Here is a 17,486-nt window from a genome sequence, read left to right as displayed (position 1 = left end):
ACATCATTATTTAGGAGGGGGAGGTAAGGCTCAGATAAGGTTTTCCGTATGAGGTATTTTTCAGATATCATGATAAATATTTAGGGTAGGGCTTGCCTATAGAATCTTATCAAGTAAATTACATAAAGAGGGCAGTAACTATAGACAATTTAAGAGAAACTGAGTTGTTTGTAAGACGAATGCGGGGCAGAATTTTCGTTCTTTGTTAGGATGGAGAGGAGATAAAAAAAACCCAATTTCTTGGGCTTTTTTTTATCCAGAAAATAAGTTTAATGAAGTCTATCGTCTTTATCGAGATATCCTCCTTTATCTATATCGGGCATAAGAAGAATAGAGATGAGTGCAATGACCATCATACCAACTATGTAAAAAAAGAAAACAGATTCGTATCCCATATTTTTTAATCCAAGCGCTACATATTCGGCAGAACCGCCAAAGAGTGCGTTGCCAATGGCAAAAGCAAATCCAACACCAATTGCTCGGATTGAAGCAGGGAACAATTCTGCTTTTATGATACCAGCAATGGACGTATAAAAACTCATAACACAGAGTATTCCAATAATGATTAAGAGTGCTGTCCATGGATTATGGGCATTACCGATCATTTTAAGTACAGGGATAGTGCAGATAATGGATAATAGCCCCCAACTAATGAGTGAAGCTCTTGCTCCAATTTTATCGGCTAGGGAACCAAAAAGGGGTTGGAGTAGCACAAAAATAAAGAGGGCGGCAGTCATTATCGTTGTTGCAGTTTGTTTATCAAAGCCGGTGGTTGTGATCAGATATTTTTGCATATAAGTAGTGTATGTATAAAATGTGAGTGATCCACCAGCTGTAAAGCCAACAACCAAAAAGAAAGCTTTTTTATGATTGCGAAAAAGTTCTCGAAGACTACCAGCATGTTTTTCAGAGCGGCTTTTGTGGGTTGTTGTTTCATGGAGCAAACTACGCAGATAAATTGCAACGATTGCTCCAAAGCCACCAATCACAAAAGGAATACGCCATCCCCACGCTTTTAACTGATCTTCAGTAAGGTAAAGGGCTAAAATAAATATTATAAAACTTGCGAGAAGTTGACCTGAGATCGTTGTTGCATATTGAAAAGAAGCAAAGAGCCCGCGACGATTTTTGGGTGCAACTTCGCTCATATAAGTTGCTGCTGTACCATATTCACCTCCAACGGAAAGTCCTTGAAACATACGGACAAAAAGGAGAAGGAATGCTGCTGTTATTCCCAAGGTTTTATAAGTGGGAAGTATGGCAATGAGAAAAGAGCCACCACACATCATAAAAACAGAAATAAGCATTGAGCGTTTACGTCCATAACGATCCGCAATGAATCCAAAGAGCCATGCTCCAATTGGACGCATAAGAAAGCCAATAAAAAAGATTCCTGCCGTTTTTAACAGTTGTGTAACGATATCTTCATCTTCAGGAAAAAATTGTGAGGCAAAATAAACCGATGCAAAGGAGTAAGCATAGAAGTCGTACCATTCTACCAGATTTCCTGATGCGCTGGACATGATAGCAAAAATACGTTTCCTTGTATCATGTGGGTCTAAAGTTGTTTGATTATTCATGAAGTATTCCCCTTTTAGATTTATAACTTTTCTTCTTTTTAAAGCTATTTACGATGTGCATTATAAAAACGCCATTGTACCATGATAATTTTTCAGGGAAACATAAAGATTTTTTCTAGAGATATCAGTGCTGTTTTGGGCTTATGGTGTTGTTATATTGCGTAAATCATGCGCTTTTTACTATCCTTAAGGAAATATTATTTTTTGTTTGATTGTGAATTATTTGCATATGCAGAGTGCTTATGAAGATATGATACTCTTTAGTTTATATGCTTGATGTTGTTTCGTAAAATGATGTTATTGACTATTGCATGCGAGGTTGGTGTATCAGTTAAAATACTTTTTAGGAATGATCTTAAGTGTTAAGGGGGAGTACAATATTAAGAGTTCCTCAATAGTATAATGATAGCGGCTTGCACTTTTATTAAGTGTAAAGAGAGTGATGCCCATGTTTATACTTTACGGGGCTTTTACGTTATGTCATTCACGGGTGTCGTTGTGAAATGGAGTTGGGTGCATTGAGAAATGTTTCTCAAAAAAGTGTGCGAATTCATAATATAATGGTATTTTCTATTTTTCATGAAAGGATTTGTTTTGCATGAGGGGGTACTATTAAGAACGTATTAAACAAAATCATGAGTGTAATCTTTATTATTGATAAAATTTCTTGAAAGATAATCACTTTTCTTCAACGTTGAGTGGGAATGGGAATATTAAAATAAATCAAAAGTTTTTTATCTTCAGTGAATTAAATTCAGCAAAAGAAGTATTTATTACATAATAATATGAAGCCATTTGTTTTTATAAGCGGCGTGTGTAGGAGGGAACATTGCTTCTTTAGAGTGTTTGAAGGGATAAAAAACTGTGAGCTTTAAACTTCTATTGGAAAGAATATAAAAAAGCCCAGAATACTGGGCTTTGCTTTTTTTGTTGAAACCCTTGTTTGTTAACATTAAAGGTTAATGAATATCGTCTCCTTGTAAATACCCTTTTTTGCGAGCATCTGGCATTAAGAGAACAGCAATGAATGCAATAATCATCATGCCGGTTATATAAAAATAGAAGACAGATTCATATCCAAGATCTTTTAATCCAAGCGCGACATATTCAGCAGAACCGCCAAACAGTGCGTTGGCAATAGCATAAGAGAGCCCAACTCCTATCGCTCGTACTGAAGCGGGAAACATTTCTGATTTTACAATGCCAGAGATAGATGTATAAAAGCTCATAATGCAGAGCATTCCAGTAATGACTGATAAAGCAATCCATGTACTATCAGTATTACCAATCATACTAAGTCCAGGAATGGTAAAGATAATAGATAAGACACTCCAAATAAGGAGAGAAGTTCTTGTTCCAATTTTATCTGCGAGAGAACCAAAGAGGGGTTGGAGTAACATGAAAACAAAGAGTGCAGCAGTCATTATAGTTGTGGCTGTATGTTTATCAAAGCCGGTGGTTGTGATCAGATATTTCTGCATGTAAGTCGTATAGGTGTAAAATGTGAGCGATCCTCCAGCGGTAAAGCCGATAACTAGAAAAAAAGCTTTTCGGTGGTTGCTCAGAAGTCCCCTAATACTACCAGCTTGTGCACTAGAACGACTTTCTTTGGTCGTTGTCTCATGGAGTGTGCGGCGTAGATAAATCGCAACAATTGCGCCGCATCCACCAATGGCAAATGGAATACGCCAGCCCCACGCTTTTAGCTGATCTTCGGTGAGATAAAGCGCTAAAATGAATATAACGAGACTGGCTAGAAGTTGACCACCAATCAGTGTGGTATATTGGAAAGAGCTAAAAAATCCACGGCGATTTTTGAGGGCGATTTCGCTCATATAAGTTGCTGTTGTACCATATTCACCACCGACAGAAAGCCCCTGAAGCATTCTGAGTAAAAGTAAAAGAATTCCTGCTGCCACTCCAATGGTTTCATAGGTAGGAAGTAGGGCGATTAAGAACGAACCACCACACATCATAAAAACAGAGATAAGCATTGAGCGTTTGCGTCCGTAACGATCGGCAATGAAGCCAAAAAGCCATCCGCCGATTGGGCGCATAAGAAAACCAATAGCAAAAACACCCGCCGCTTTTAAAAGTTGCGTAACGTCATTGCCATCTGAGGGAAAGAATTGTGATGCAAAGTAAATGGATGTAAAGGAATAAACATAAAAGTCATACCATTCTACTAGATTACCTGATGCACTGGACACGATAGCCCAGATACGTTTTCTTGTATCATGTGGTTTTAAAGCTTCTTGTTTTTCCATAGTCGATCCCTTTATTTGATGTTTATCCATCTTTGTTCATTTATGTCATTTTCTTAGAAGCTGTCTATAGTATTTTATCTTTTGCATCAAAAATTTAGTCAGATCATGATAATTTCTTGTGTAAGATGTTTTTGGAAAAAGATTTGAATTATGTTTGTACGGATTTTACAGTTTTTATTTTCTATAATGAGAAGAATCGGACATAATAGCCCTATGAAGTCATATCTTGCTCTTTTATCTCATGTTTTAAATCAGGGTATTGATCGGACAGATCGAACGGGTGTTGGCACGCGATCTATCTTTGGGTATCAGATGCGCTTTGATTTACAAGCAGGATTTCCGTTGTTGACAACAAAGAAGCTACACTTACGTTCAATTATTTATGAGCTTTTGTGGTTTCTTAAAGGCGATACAAATATCGCTTGGTTGAAAGAGCATGGTGTGTCGATTTGGGACGAATGGGCTGATGAAAAGGGAAATCTTGGTCCTGTTTATGGTTATCAGTGGCGTTCTTGGCCTGCTCCTGATGGACGCCATATTGATCAAATTAACAATCTTTTAACGATGATTAAGGAAACGCCAGATTCTCGTCGCTTGATTGTATCAGCTTGGAATCCTGCATTAATAGAGGAAATGGCGTTACCTCCGTGTCATTGTCTTTTTCAATTTTACATTGCGGAGGGTAAATTATCTTGTCAACTTTATCAGCGTTCGGCGGATATTTTCTTAGGTATTCCATTCAATATTGCATCCTACGCATTGCTAACGATGATGATTGCGCAAGTAAGCGGTCTTAAAGTAGGCGATTTTATTCATACTCTGGGAGATGCTCATCTTTATTCTAATCATTTTGAACAGGCAAAATATCAATTGTCTCGTATACCAAATGCTTTGCCATGTATGCGCATAAATCCAGCGGTAACAGATCTTTTTTCTTTTCAATTTGAGGATTTTGAGTTGCTTAATTATGAAGCACAACCTCATATTAAAGCGCCGGTAGCAATATGACGATTTCCATTTGTTTAATTGCTGCTGTTGCAGAAAATGGTGTTATCGGTCGTGAAGGTGCAATGCCGTGGCATTTATCGACGGATTTGCAACGCTTTAAAGCTTTGACGTTGCGTAAGCCCATTATTATGGGAAGAAAAACTTGGGATTCTATCGGGAGACCTTTATCAGGGCGTACAAATATCGTCATTACGCGTGATTGTACCTTTTGTGCTGAGGGGGCTGTTGTTGCTCACTCTTTATCGCAAGCTTGTTCTCTTGCAACAAGCGTTGCTTCTCAAAATGATGTAGAGGAAATTTTTATTATTGGTGGTGGTGCAATTTTTCAACAAGGGTTGCATATGGCTGATAAAATATTTCTTACAGAAGTTTTAGCTTCTATAGAAGGTGATAGTTTTTTTCCTGTTTTTGATAAAGAAAAGTGGACTATTGTGCAAACACAAGATATTCCAAAAGGGGATAAAGATAGTCATCCGACACGTTTTGTTGTTTATGAGCGGAAATAATTTTTTGTAATATGAAGTGGAAGGGGTTATCAGTTGTATTGTAATGAGGTAAGAGACACCCTATAAGATCAAGCAAATGGTTGGTGTTCGAGTAGTGGTAATCAGTTAAAGAGGTGATAATGCCCTGGACAAATCAAAATGGTGGTGGCCCGTGGAGTGGCGATAAAAACAGTGGTGACAAAAAAACACCAGCTAAGAATCTCTTTGGTTCTGGTGGCGGTAATGGTGGCGAAAATGGTCCTAATCTTAATGATATTTTGCGCAAAGGGCAGGATCAGTTTAAACAATTCGGGAGAAGCAGTTTTTCTGTTTTATTCCTTCTGCTTATTGTGTTTTTTTGGCTATACCAGTCAATTTATATTGTTCAGCAAAATGAACAAGCGGTAGAGTTGCGCTTTGGCATCCCTAAAGAAGGCATTATTGGTGATGGGTTGCATTTTCATTTTTGGCCAATTGAGACCTATATGAAAGTACCTTTAACGGAAAAAACAATTGCGATTGGTGGGAAGCCTGGTCAGGCGCAACAAAGTGATGGCTTAATGCTTTCAAGTGATCAGAATATCGTTAATGTTAATTTTTCCGTTTACTATCGGATTTCATACCCTAGTCAGTTTTTATTCAATGTGAATGATCAAGAGGGAACAGTCCGCCAAGTTGCTGAGAGTGCAATGCGTGAGGTCATTGGTTCGCGGCCGGTTGATGATGTTTTACGTGACAAGAAAGAAGAAGTTGCTAATGACGTCAGAAAGATTATTCAGTTGACTGTAGATAAATATCAACTTGGTGTTGAAATAAGCCGTGTGTCTATCAGTGAAGCTGCTCCTCCGACAAAGGTTGCTGCTGCGTTTAATTCTGTTCAGCAGGCGGAGCAGGAACGTGGAAGAATGATTGAAGAGGGGAATCGTGTGCGTTTTACGAAAATTGGTTTAGCAAATGGTGAAGCTTCACGCACACGGGAAATCGCAAAAGGTGAAAAGGCACAAATGGTTGAAGAGGCAACAGGGCGTGCTGAACGTTTTCAGGCGATAGCTCGTGAGGCTGCGATTTCACCAGAAGCTGCTCGCTATCGTCTCTATATGGAGACGATGGGGCGGATTCTTTCTTCACCAAATAAGCTGGTTCTTGATCAGGCAAATTCTCCAGCGGTGCCTTATTTACCTTTGAACGAATTGTTGCGTAGCAAGTCATCGGAAAAAGTAAAGGCAACATCAGCGCGTCCTGCGTTACTCTTAGATTCTCGTATTTCTGGAGGAGATTAATTATGCAGCAATCTCGCTTTTTGTTTGTTTTTAGTGCTATAGTGTTTGTTTTGATGATTTTGTGGATGTCCGTATTTATCGTCTATCCTCGTCAACAAGTAGCAATTAAGCGTTTTGGACAAATTGTTCAGGTAGAATCTAATCCTGGAATCTATTTCAAGGCGCCCTTTATCGATAAGATGATCATTGTTGATAATCGGTTATTGCGTTACGATGTTCCTACACAATCTGTACAGGTTCGTGGTGGTGCGTATTATGAGGTGGATGCGTTCTTTATTTACCGTATTACAGATCCTAAGTTGTTTTTACAGCGCATTGCTTCTGGGCGTCCACAAATTGCGGCACGTGAAAACCTTGCACCACGGTTTATTGACGCTTTGCGCGCTGTTTATGGTAAGCGAGAATTTAAAGCAGCCTTATCGGATGAACGAGGCGCGATGATGGCTGAAGTACAGAAGCAATTTTCTGTAGATGCAGGTTCGTTGGGTATTACCATTGTTGATGTGCGTATTCGTAAAACCGATTTGACTGATGCTGTTTCAGAAGATGTCTATCGGCAAATGGCAGCTGAACGTGAAGCTGCTGCGGAAAATATCCGTGCTCGTGGTCAACAAGAGCGAGATCGTATTGTAGCAGAAGCTAATCGTGAATATGAAGAAATTGTAGCAGCGGCAAAGCGTGATGCTGAAATTACTCGTGGTGAAGGTCAGGCTGAAAGTATTCGTCTTTTATTGAATGCGAGGGAGGCTAGTCCGTCTTTTTACGATTTTTGGTTGGCGATGGAACAATACAAGAATTTAGAGAAAACACCGATGGTGATTTCTCCAAATGAGGATTTCTTTTTCTATTTTCGTAATCCGCCGCAGGCAAATAAAGCATTCTTACCGACAATGAATACTGGCATTAGTAAAACTGATCCAAAATCGGGAGAGAATAGATAAAATAATGGATTGCAGATACGAGATTTTGCATGAAAAGAATGATCTGTGACCATTTTCTTTTATGGTAAAAGTGGTAGAGAGTATCGAGCCGTGCTGGTTTTATGTAGATAAATTTAGTGGGGCTCTTTGCATCTTTGATTAAAGGCATGTCATGGATAGAAGTGTCGTGAGTAAAAATACGTTTTTAAAGTTTTTTATCACAAGAGTTGTTTTTTGTGTGACTTTGTTTCTATCAGGGTCAGGTTTGTCTTGGGGAGCAGAGACAAGCGAGGCATTGCTTTCTATTCCTGATTTAGCTTCTGAGCTTTTGGAAACAGTTGTGAATATTTCCACGGCACAGACTGTTGAAGGAACAGAACAGGATGAAAATACCTCGGTACCCGTTATCCCAAAAGATTCATTGCTGGAGGAATATTTTAGTGATTTTTTTACACCCAAAGATGCTCAAAAAGATAGTCAATTTCAAAAGGTGCGTTCTTTAGGGTCTGGTTTTGTGATTGATGCGCAAAAGGGGATTATTGTTACAAATTATCATGTTATTGTTGATGCTGATGATATTGAAGTTAATTTTACGGATGGTACAAAACTAAAGGCAAAGCTTCTTGGAAAGGATAGCAAAACTGATTTGGCGTTGCTTCAAGTCGATGCAGGAAGTAAAAAATTAAAAGCTGTGCGTTTTGGTGACTCAGAAAAAGCACGTATTGGTGACTGGGTTATGGCTATTGGTAATCCTTATGGTTTTGGTGGAAGTGTGACGGTTGGTATTATTTCTGCGCGTAACCGTGATCTTAATGCTGGTCCCTATGATAATTTTATTCAAACAGATGCAGCAATTAATCGGGGCAATTCTGGTGGTCCGTTATTTGATAGAAATGGTGAAGTCATTGGCATTAATACAGCAATTGTTTCACCTTCGGGAGGATCTATCGGTATTGGATTTGCTATTCCATCGGATATGGCTCTTTCTGTTATTAATCAATTGCGTGATTTTGGAGAAATAAGACGTGGTTGGTTGGCTATTCGTATTCAGCCGGTAACAGAGGATATTGCAAAAAGTTTAAAATTGGACAATGCTGTGGGAGCATTGGTGGCTGGTAAAATAGAACAGACGGAAGAAAATAATGTAGATAATAGCCAGTTACAAACTGGAGATGTTATTCTTTCTTTTGGTAATTCCAAAATTAAGCATGCACGTGATTTGCCGCGTTTAGTTGCAGAAAGTTCAGAAGGAAAGGTGGTGGATGTTACTGTTTTACGGAATGGGCAAGAAGAAACAGTAAAAGTTAAGCTTGGACGTTTGATTGAAACAGATCCAAATGAAGATACAGAAGAAGAAGTTGATGATAAAAAAAATCAAGATCTGTCGAAAAACGTGACAATGCAATTTATGGGAATGACGTTATCTGAACTGACGGAGGATTTGCGTCATCGTTATTCAATTTCAGATAAACTTCGAGGACTAGTGGTGACATCTGTTGCACAAAATAGTGCAGCGGATAAAAAGCGTATTCGCGTTGGTGAAGTGATTGTTGATATCAATCAGAGTTCTATCACAACAATTGATGAGGCTAAAAAACGTATTCATAAATTACGTGAAGCTGGACGAAAAAATGCTCTATTTATTGTAGCGCGTCCAGATGGAGAGTTACGGTTCGTAACGCTCCTAATGGATTGATCCTTAAAAATTATTTTTTGTTTTTTATCAGCCTTAGTATATGGGATATTTTGCAAGCTAGGCATGTGATGTCCAATATTTCTCAAATTCATTTCACGATAGAGAGCATGGGGTGTGCAATATAAAATTCATTGGGCAGCTCTATTTTTGCGTTAAATAAAAGTACAAGTTGCTACCATCATAGATTTGCTAGATTTCCAACTTTGCAACAGCTTAGGCTTTAAAATAGTGCATAGGAGATCTATGTTTTGTATTTAAGTCAATTATTATTATAAATAATGTTGTATCTAGTGAGAATTTTAGCACTTTGTGATTGTATTTTGTGTGCTATAGAGAACGTTTTTTCACTTCAGTTTGAAAAAAGCTCTCTCAGAGAAAAATCATATTAGACTAAATTAGTTATATATATATATTTACACCTTTCTTGGTGATGGATGAAAAAATAGTTATAAAAAAAGAGCGTGAAGAAGACAATTTCTGAATCTCCTATTATAAATCAGAGTAGCATGCTGTTTTTATAGGAAAAAATAAAGCTGTTTGATTGTATAGGTTAAGCTCAGTATTATTTTCATAAATGATGACAAAGAGTATGTTTTTAATGGCCTAAACGGACAAAATTATTATAGCTGTGGTTTGTTATTGAATTATGATAGCAAAAAATGCTTGGAAATTCCTTTGGTGTTGTTCTTAAGTCTATTTTTTCTTTTTTATAAGTTTCATAGGATTTTCTTTGTATTGAAGAGAATTTGTGTTCGTATTTTTGTTTGAAGTATTTACTCTATGATAATGGAGAGAAGATAGTGGCTTTGGGGGTGTCTGTATGTTGCAATAAGTTATTGATTGGGAGAAATTGCTATTTATGGCACAAAGAACAATTACATTGATAGCAGGGCCAACGGCAAGTGGGAAGTCAGAACTTGCCTTGCAAATGGCTCAAGAAAAGAATGCTCTCATTATTAATACTGATTCAATGCAGGTTTATGATGTTTTAAATATTTTAACGGCACGGCCGGGGGAGGCTGACACCGCGATTGTTCCCCATTATCTTTATGGTCATGTGAGTCCTACTTTGAACTATTCAGTAGGGCAATGGTTGTATGATGTCGAGAAGCTATTGGCTACTTTTTCTTTAAGATCAGTTATTTTTGTTGGTGGAACAGGACTTTATTTTCGTGCTCTTTTAGAGGGGATTTCGGAAGTCCCTCATGTTCCAGATGTTGTGCGGCAGCAGTGGCGTTTGCTGCTTGATAAAGAGGGACCTGAAAGTCTTTATCGCCAGTTGTTGCAGATTGATGCTGTTGTTGCTGAAAAAATTTCTTCGCATGATAGACAGCGTATTGTCCGTGCTTTGGAAGTTTATGATGCAACCGGTAAGACGCTCAGTTGGTGGCAGAAACAAAAAACAACACCTCTCATTGCGCCGAATTTGACCGAAAAAATTCTTCTCATGCCACCACGTCCTTTGCTTTATGAACGTATTCATAAACGCTTGGATTCTATGATTGAAAGAGGAGCTTTAGAAGAAGTGGTGGCTATGAAAAAACTTAAACTTTCCCCTTCATTACCAGCAATGAAGGCTATTGGTATACCTGAGTTTATGGCTTATTTGGATGGATATAGAAGCTTTGAGAGTGCTCTTGAAGCGGTGAAAATACAAACGAGGAGATATGCAAAAAGACAAATGACATGGTTTCGTAATCAATTTGATGAAGAATGGATGCTTACTTTTTGATAAAAGAGCTGGAGCCTTGCAAAGAAACTTTCGAAAGATAAAAGATAATTCGTAAAAAAGAAATTTTTTAGAAAATATAATTTTTTATTGACGAATGGTATCAATGGAATTAGAAATCTGTCTACAAGGAATTTTTTATATATTTTATACGTTGGAATAATGGGGGGTAATCATACAGTATGTGTTGTGTAATGGGCTCCTTTGGGGGCTTTTTTTATGGGCTCCGTTAGGGGCTTTTTTATTGTCCTATAAAGTAGGTGAGTGGGAAAAATGAGAAATGATCCAAGAAAGCAAGAGAGTGCAGATGGAAAAATAATGTCGGGCGCTGAAATAGTGGTTCAGGCTCTTATAGATCAAGGCGTTGAACATATTTTTGGTTATCCTGGTGGGGCTGTTTTGCCTATTTTTGATGTTCTTTATCACCAAGATACACTCCAGCATATTTTGGTGCGCCATGAACAAGCTGCAGGGCATGCGGCTGAAGGCTATGCACGCAGCACAGGGAAGGTAGGGGTTATGCTTGTGACTTCTGGTCCAGGGGCAACGAATGCTGTGACACCTTTGCAAGATGCTCTTATGGATTCGATACCTCTTGTTTGTTTTTCTGGGCAGGTGTCAACAACGGTGATTGGAACAAATGCTTTTCAAGAGGCTGATACAGTTGGAATTACAAAGCCTTGTACGAAGCGTAATTGGCTGGTTAAAAATGTCAATGATCTTGCGGCTATTATTCATGAAGCTTTTTCTCTTGCTCAATCAGGTCGTCCTGGGCCGGTTTTGATTGATATTCCTAAGGATGTTCAATTTGCTTCAGGACTTTATAGAGCACCTCAAGTTCAGGAGTCTTTACATTCTTTTCCCTCGTTGAAAGGGAATACTAAGGCTATTGAATCTGCCGTTTCTCTTTTAGTTGAGGCAAAACGCCCTATTATTTATTCTGGTGGTGGTGTTATTTCATCGGGGATGAAAGCTATACAGCTTTTACGTAATTTGGTTCAATTGGGGGATTTTCCGATTACTTCAACATTAATGGGACTTGGTGCTTATCCTGCTTCCGGTAAAAATTGGCTTGGAATGCTTGGAATGCATGGAACCTATGAGGCTAATATGGCCATGCATGATTGTGATGTCATGTTAGCTGTTGGAGCACGATTTGATGATCGTATCACGGGGCGCCTTGATGCATTTGCACCTCATGCGCGTATTATTCATATTGATATCGATCCTTCTTCCATCAATAAAATTGTAAAAGCAGAAGTTCCAATTATTGGTGATGTGGCTTGTGTTTTAGGAGATATGACGCAACTCTTAAAAATACAGCAACCAGCGTTTAACAGTGAAGTCCGTGAGGCGTGGTGGACGCAAATTAACCGTTGGAAAGCTCGTAATTCATTGGCATATGCGGAGAAAAAAGATGTCATTATGCCGCAATATGCTCTTGAACGACTTTATGCTCTTACCAAAGATGCGAATGCTTATATTACAACGGATGTCGGACAGCATCAGATGTGGGCAGCACAGTATTATCATTTTGATGAACCAAAACATTGGATGACTTCTGGTGGTCTTGGAACGATGGGGTATGGTCTTCCGGCGGCTATCGGTGTTCAAATAGCACATCCTGATGCGCTTGTTGTGTGTATTTCTGGTGATGCCTCCATTCAGATGAATATTCAAGAGCTTGCAACAGCTATTCAGCATGACACACCTGTAAAAATTTTCATTTTAAATAATCAGTATATGGGGATGGTTCGCCAGTGGCAGCAATTGCTGCATGGTAATCGTCTTTCTCATTCTTATACGGAATCTATGCCTGACTTTGTGAAATTGGCACAAGCTTATGGAGCCGTGGGAATTCATTGTTCAAAACCCGATGAACTTGATGATAAAATTCAGCAGATGATTGACTGTGATAAGCCTGTTCTTTTTGATTGTCGTGTTTATCATTTAGAAAACTGTTTTCCTATGATCCCATCGGGATGTGCTCATAATGAGATGTTATTACCCGATGAGGCAAGCGAAGAAGCTATTGCAAATGCTATTTCTTCCGAGGGAAAGATTCTTGTATAAAATTAATATGTTAACAAAATGGTGAAGGATAGTGATGATGAAGTCTTTGGAGTCCTCATCTCTGTCTCTTCTTTGTGGAGAGTTCCTATTATCCTTAGAGCTCATTTTATGATTTTCATTCTTTGTTTAAAGACATGGGGTGTATTATTATTTGTTCATCTAAAAAATGTTATAAGTCGTGTGCACAATTATGTTTGAATTTATTTGTACGCGATGTTTGTTTTTTTAATTCATATGTTCACATTAATAGCTATTTCGTTGCATTTTTTAGATAATACATTGAATTATCTGTTATAAATTAATTATGTTGTCTCATATATGAAAGATTCCATCGTGCAAGAAAAAAATCCACTATGCTTGAAGGGGGCAACCATGCAAACCGTCATACTTGTGAAAACAATAGAAAAGTTTGTCACTATGTTTTGGTTTCGCCTTATGAAATTACTCCAAATCGCTTTTTCAAGGGCTTGATAGGGGAATCCCCCTAGCGGCTTGAAGGAAGGGAAAAAATAACAAAGATCAAATGCAGCCATAGAAAATCAATTGGCCACCATAGCTTATAATTAGGTAGTAACCTCATCTGATTATGCGGGAGAAACCTATACATATGAGATGTATCGTCAATATATAAACCAGAATAATACTCACCATTATATCATTATCAGGACATTAGCATTGAAAATCAAATACTCTTTCTTTTATTTGTTCTACATATCTATGATTCCATAAATCTGCAGACACAAACACTCTTTGAATCCATCGCATTGGATTTTCATAACTATCAAATGATCCAGAAAATTTATCTCTAGAGTGTAGAGCCATTCTATTATCAATGTATAATAATCTTCCTTAGTGGTACATCAATTCCAAAAGATACAGCCTTAATAGCTTCATAAAAATGATCTAAAGCTTCCTTGGCTTTTTTGACTGTGGTTCTAACATGCCAGGATAAAAAACAGCGCTGATATCAGGGAATTCACTGTCCCTGTGAACTAGGGGCACTTTACTTGTAGAGGTTACCCCATTTTTTCTCCATCTATAGGGAACATTAATTATATATAAATTATCCCTTAAGCTACTCAAATCCTCCTCACTTAAAAATTTTAAAGCTAGACGTGCATCAGACTATTCTCGTTAACGGGCCATCAACGCCATTGCGAACACCAGATAAAAGTATCCCCTTTAAGAGATAAATTTAAACCCGTTATAAATTTTAGTGCAGCATTTTCTGTATGAAAATCTAACTCAACTTCAGATCCTAATTCTGTATAATCTTTTTTATTATCCTCTAAAGGAAGCAGGTTATTTACTATATGTTCGCCTTCAAACTTAATTGAATAAGGCTCTCCGATCACTAAAGAAAACATCATAATTAAATTTTCGCTAATATAGCCACTTTTACAAGACGCATCTAAATTATAAGGATTAGGTGACGTATTAATTTGTCTATCAACAGGAAGGTTTTCAAAGATTAAATATGGTCTAGGGGTAATAGACCCCTTTTTGTTCATAAGAATTGTCAATATTCTATGTGGTAGCAGCGAAAATGCTATTTTTTAACTCAACCGAATATTCAATACTACCGTATGGATACTCAATAATAATTAAGTCAATAAGTTATATTAATAGTGAGGGTTTTATTCGCTATTGATTCTATTACGTTTTTTTGCCTCTATTCCTCATCTTTTTGAAGTTTTTTTATAGCTTCAAGAGCGAGTTTTTTACGGTCTGCGCTCTTTGTGTAAAGAGATGACATGGCGTCATCTGTCCAGCCAATATGTGTCGTGCAAATTTGATAGGCTAGCGATATAAGATAAATTTTACAAACATTGGCTCAGCCGGCATTAAGCGCTCTTTATAAAAGACGCTATATTTTGGCAAGCTTTTTCAAAATAATTCTCAAAGCTTTCTTCAGTCACATAGCCCAGATGCGGTGTGCAAAGAACTCTATCTGATTGCAATAATTTGCTCTCATATACTGGCTCGCTGTCATAAACATCCAGTGCAAAGTAAGTTGAATTTTCCAAACTTAGTATTTTTTTCTATCGCCCCTTTTTCAACCAAAGCTGAACGCGCTGTGTTGACAAAAATAGCATGAGGTTTCATGCTCAATAGATCATCTAATTTTATGATTTCTCTGGTTTTATCGCTTAAACGTAAATGGACGGATATAATGTCAGGACGTGTAAAAAATTCATCTTTTGAATGCGTAAAATGATAACCTAAATTTTTTGCTTCTTGCGTTGAACGCTCGCTCCCATAAACCAAAATGGACATGCCAAAAGCTTGAGCATATTGAGCAACCATTTTACCAATACGGCCAAACCCGAATATTCCAAGAGTAGCCCCTTTCATTTGGTTGCCAAATGTTGTTTGCCATCGTCCTTTTTTCATATCAGATACAGATTTACAGAGTTTTCTACGCGCAGACATAATTAAGAGCCACGCAAATTCAGCAGCAGAAGTTGGATCTCCACCACCGTCTAATATTTCAATTCCTAAGTCTCTACAAGTTTCTATATCAATATGTGAACCTATAGGGCCTGTTTGGCAGATTAATTTTAAATTTGGCAGTTTCAGGAGAAGATTTCTATCAACTATAGTCTGCTCTCTGATTAAGATAAGAATATCTATCTCTTTGAGCTTATCTTCTAAATCACATTCTTTAGCTAAATTATTTATAACCAGCACTTCATGCAATTTCATTAATTTTGTAATAGACTGTAATGTTAGGGTGGCTTTTTGATAGTCATCTGGAATTAATATTTTCAATTTAAACCTTCCGTTTCATTCATCAATATTTGAGCTCATTATTTCATTGTTATTTCTAGCAACGGTAACAAATAATAATTAAATCAAAAAGTTATATTTGTAGTAAGGGATTAGGTGCTTATTGATTCTATTATGTTTTTTTATCTCTATCCCTAACTTTTTTGGAGCTTTTGTATCGATTCAAGGGAGAGTTTTTTGCGATCTGCGCTCTTGGTATAAAGAGATGCCATACTGTCATTTGTCCAGCCAAAGAGTGCTTTGAGTTGTGATACTGTTGCACCAGAGTTAGCTGCGCGTGTTGCTGCTAATTTTCTTAAGCCATGCGCTGATTTTTTGATACCTGCTTGGGTACAAGCATTATAAAATGTAATTCCGAAGCTTTTTTTGGGTATTTTTTTCCCGCGTTTACCACAAATGAATGTTTCTTCTCCAATAGGACCAACTTCAAGCGTTTTGGCTAATTCTGGCAAAATTGGGAGAAAGACATCTGTTTTAAATTGGCTCTTTTCTGTTTTGATGTGAATGATATTATCTTTGACGTCTTTCCAGCCAATGCGGACCGCATCACCACGACGCAGACCCGTATATAAAAGAACATCAATCCAAACGCGTTCATGGGTACCATGTGACCAGCGTTGGTAATATTTTTCAACATCTTCTTCTGTCCAAACGGGAAAGCCCTCTTTATTTTTAAGAGGAGGTCTTGTGATACCTAAAGTAGGGTTGCTTTCCAAAAGTCCTTGTTCAATTGCCCATTTAAAAAGCCCATTTAGGGATTGTAGAAAGTCTCTAGCCATTGCTGGTGTTTCTTTGCGCCGTTCAACACCGGCTATGATATGTTTCTTTTCGATTGCTTGGTATGAAATGTGACCTATAGTATCGCACACTTTCATAAGAGTGTATTCTCTTTGTTTCTTTGTGGCTTTAGCGAGGTTATGCCAATTGGAGCTATTAAAATACTGTTTAAGGAGCCATGCGAATGAACCTTCGACTAGCTTACCAGTTTTTGATTTAGGAAGTATAAGCCCTTGTAACTCGGCAAGTGCGCTTTTGTAGTTATCAACAAACTCTTGCGTTCCATAGGTGCCGCGTATTCTAATACGTGGTCCATGACCAATACGTACATACCATATAATTTTACCATGACGTGTGACTTCTTTGACAAGATGAGGAGGACGTGGTTTTGGCATGGTATTTTACATCTTAGAGAGTGCGGTTTCGTAATATTCATTCTTTGACAAGTCTAAAAGTTTGTCTGGGTGGTTAACTGAATTTGGTAGTGGAATATCGGATTTAAGATAGATAAGCAGTTCACCGGTAGGTTTGATTTCTACGAGTTCACAACCTTGTTTTTTAGCTTCTCTTAAAGCGCGTGCAATGGCTGGTTGCGTTATAGCAGCTGGACGAGGCGCCATATCTTTTCTCCTTACATTGAGATGCAATTCACGTGTGGCGTGAATCACGCATTACTTGAAAGTGTTAAGAAGGGTGGGGGTGCTAGGAGGCATTTGTGAAGAGAAACACCTCCATATGTAAAAAATCTGTAAGTTTATTTTTTAGATGTGCTTAATTTCATATTTCCAATCAGGCAATTGAGTGAGAGCTAATGCGAGTTGTCCTCTATGACACATGCATACATTGGCTTCAAAACAGGTGATTGCAACGCGCTTTTTGTT

At 37.9% G+C, this 17,486-nt stretch carries 13 protein-coding genes and 1 pseudogene; 7 read left to right on the top strand and 7 right to left on the bottom strand.

What is annotated here, in order from left to right; all coding sequences use genetic code 11:
* Positions 1-269 precede the first annotated feature (269 nt).
* Positions 270-1,580 (bottom strand): MFS family transporter, encoded by a 1,311-nt coding sequence (locus tag ACFIJZ_RS04525; RefSeq protein ID WP_273790759.1) that lies wholly within the window; start codon positions 1,578-1,580, stop codon positions 270-272.
* A 959-nt stretch (positions 1,581-2,539) separates the two neighbouring features.
* A complete protein-coding gene (locus ACFIJZ_RS04520; protein WP_375631165.1) occupies positions 2,540-3,847 on the bottom strand; it encodes an MFS family transporter in 1,308 nt (435 codons plus the stop codon).
* A gap of 213 nt (positions 3,848-4,060) precedes the next feature.
* Between ACFIJZ_RS04520 and ACFIJZ_RS04515 the strand changes: the two genes are divergently transcribed.
* The 7 genes from ACFIJZ_RS04515 to ACFIJZ_RS04485 all read left to right on the top strand — a co-directional run bounded on the left by ACFIJZ_RS04515 (position 4,061) and on the right by ACFIJZ_RS04485 (position 13,038).
* Positions 4,061-4,855 (top strand): thymidylate synthase, encoded by a 795-nt coding sequence (locus tag ACFIJZ_RS04515; RefSeq protein ID WP_273790824.1) that lies wholly within the window; start codon positions 4,061-4,063, stop codon positions 4,853-4,855.
* Positions 4,852-5,361 (top strand): dihydrofolate reductase, encoded by a 510-nt coding sequence (locus ACFIJZ_RS04510; protein ID WP_273790757.1) that lies wholly within the window; start codon positions 4,852-4,854, stop codon positions 5,359-5,361. The genes ACFIJZ_RS04515 and ACFIJZ_RS04510 overlap by 4 nt, the downstream gene beginning before the upstream one ends.
* 119 nt (positions 5,362-5,480) lie before the next feature.
* Complete coding sequence (hflK, locus tag ACFIJZ_RS04505; RefSeq protein WP_273790756.1) at positions 5,481-6,620, top strand: FtsH protease activity modulator HflK; 1,140 nt, start codon at positions 5,481-5,483, stop codon at positions 6,618-6,620.
* A 2-nt stretch (positions 6,621-6,622) separates the two neighbouring features.
* Entirely contained in the window at positions 6,623-7,561 is a 939-nt protein-coding gene (hflC, locus tag ACFIJZ_RS04500; protein WP_375631164.1) for a protease modulator HflC, read from the top strand.
* 151 nt (positions 7,562-7,712) lie between these two features.
* The gene (locus tag ACFIJZ_RS04495) at positions 7,713-9,236 is read left to right on the top strand and encodes a Do family serine endopeptidase (RefSeq protein WP_273790754.1); all 1,524 of its coding nucleotides are present in this window, start codon (positions 7,713-7,715) and stop codon (positions 9,234-9,236) included.
* 859 nt (positions 9,237-10,095) lie between these two features.
* Positions 10,096-10,968: a tRNA (adenosine(37)-N6)-dimethylallyltransferase MiaA gene (gene miaA, locus ACFIJZ_RS04490; protein ID WP_375631163.1), complete on the top strand. Its 873-nt coding sequence runs from the start codon at positions 10,096-10,098 to the stop codon at positions 10,966-10,968.
* Positions 10,969-11,238: 270 nt separating this feature from the next.
* A complete protein-coding gene (locus ACFIJZ_RS04485; RefSeq protein WP_375631162.1) occupies positions 11,239-13,038 on the top strand; it encodes an acetolactate synthase 3 large subunit in 1,800 nt (599 codons plus the stop codon).
* Positions 13,039-14,183: 1,145 nt separating this feature from the next.
* Here the strand turns inward: ACFIJZ_RS04485 and ACFIJZ_RS04480 are convergent.
* The 5 genes and pseudogenes from ACFIJZ_RS04480 to ACFIJZ_RS04460 all read right to left on the bottom strand — a co-directional run bounded on the left by ACFIJZ_RS04480 (position 14,184) and on the right by ACFIJZ_RS04460 (position 17,225).
* Positions 14,184-14,549 carry a hypothetical protein gene (locus tag ACFIJZ_RS04480; protein WP_375631161.1) on the bottom strand — a complete coding sequence of 122 codons (366 nt, stop codon included), beginning with the start codon at positions 14,547-14,549 and terminating at the stop codon, positions 14,184-14,186.
* 161 nt (positions 14,550-14,710) lie between these two features.
* A pseudogene (locus ACFIJZ_RS04475) lies at positions 14,711-14,812 on the bottom strand (integrase); the annotation flags it as partial.
* Between the two features lie 215 nt (positions 14,813-15,027).
* Complete coding sequence (locus ACFIJZ_RS04470) at positions 15,028-15,810, bottom strand: NAD(P)-dependent oxidoreductase (RefSeq protein ID WP_375631160.1); 783 nt, start codon at positions 15,808-15,810, stop codon at positions 15,028-15,030.
* Positions 15,811-15,962: 152 nt separating this feature from the next.
* Complete coding sequence (locus tag ACFIJZ_RS04465) at positions 15,963-17,000, bottom strand: tyrosine-type recombinase/integrase (protein ID WP_375631159.1); 1,038 nt, start codon at positions 16,998-17,000, stop codon at positions 15,963-15,965.
* A gap of 6 nt (positions 17,001-17,006) precedes the next feature.
* Positions 17,007-17,225 carry a hypothetical protein gene (locus ACFIJZ_RS04460; protein WP_273791657.1) on the bottom strand — a complete coding sequence of 73 codons (219 nt, stop codon included), beginning with the start codon at positions 17,223-17,225 and terminating at the stop codon, positions 17,007-17,009.
* Between the last annotated feature and the right edge of the window lie 261 nt (positions 17,226-17,486).

The sequence above is a fragment of the Bartonella sp. CL70QHWL genome (assembly GCF_042194855.1).
Classification (GTDB): Bacteria; Pseudomonadota; Alphaproteobacteria; order Rhizobiales; family Rhizobiaceae; genus Bartonella.
The sequence above is the reverse complement of the archived record's forward strand: the minus strand, read 5'-3'. Positions and strand labels throughout refer to the sequence as shown.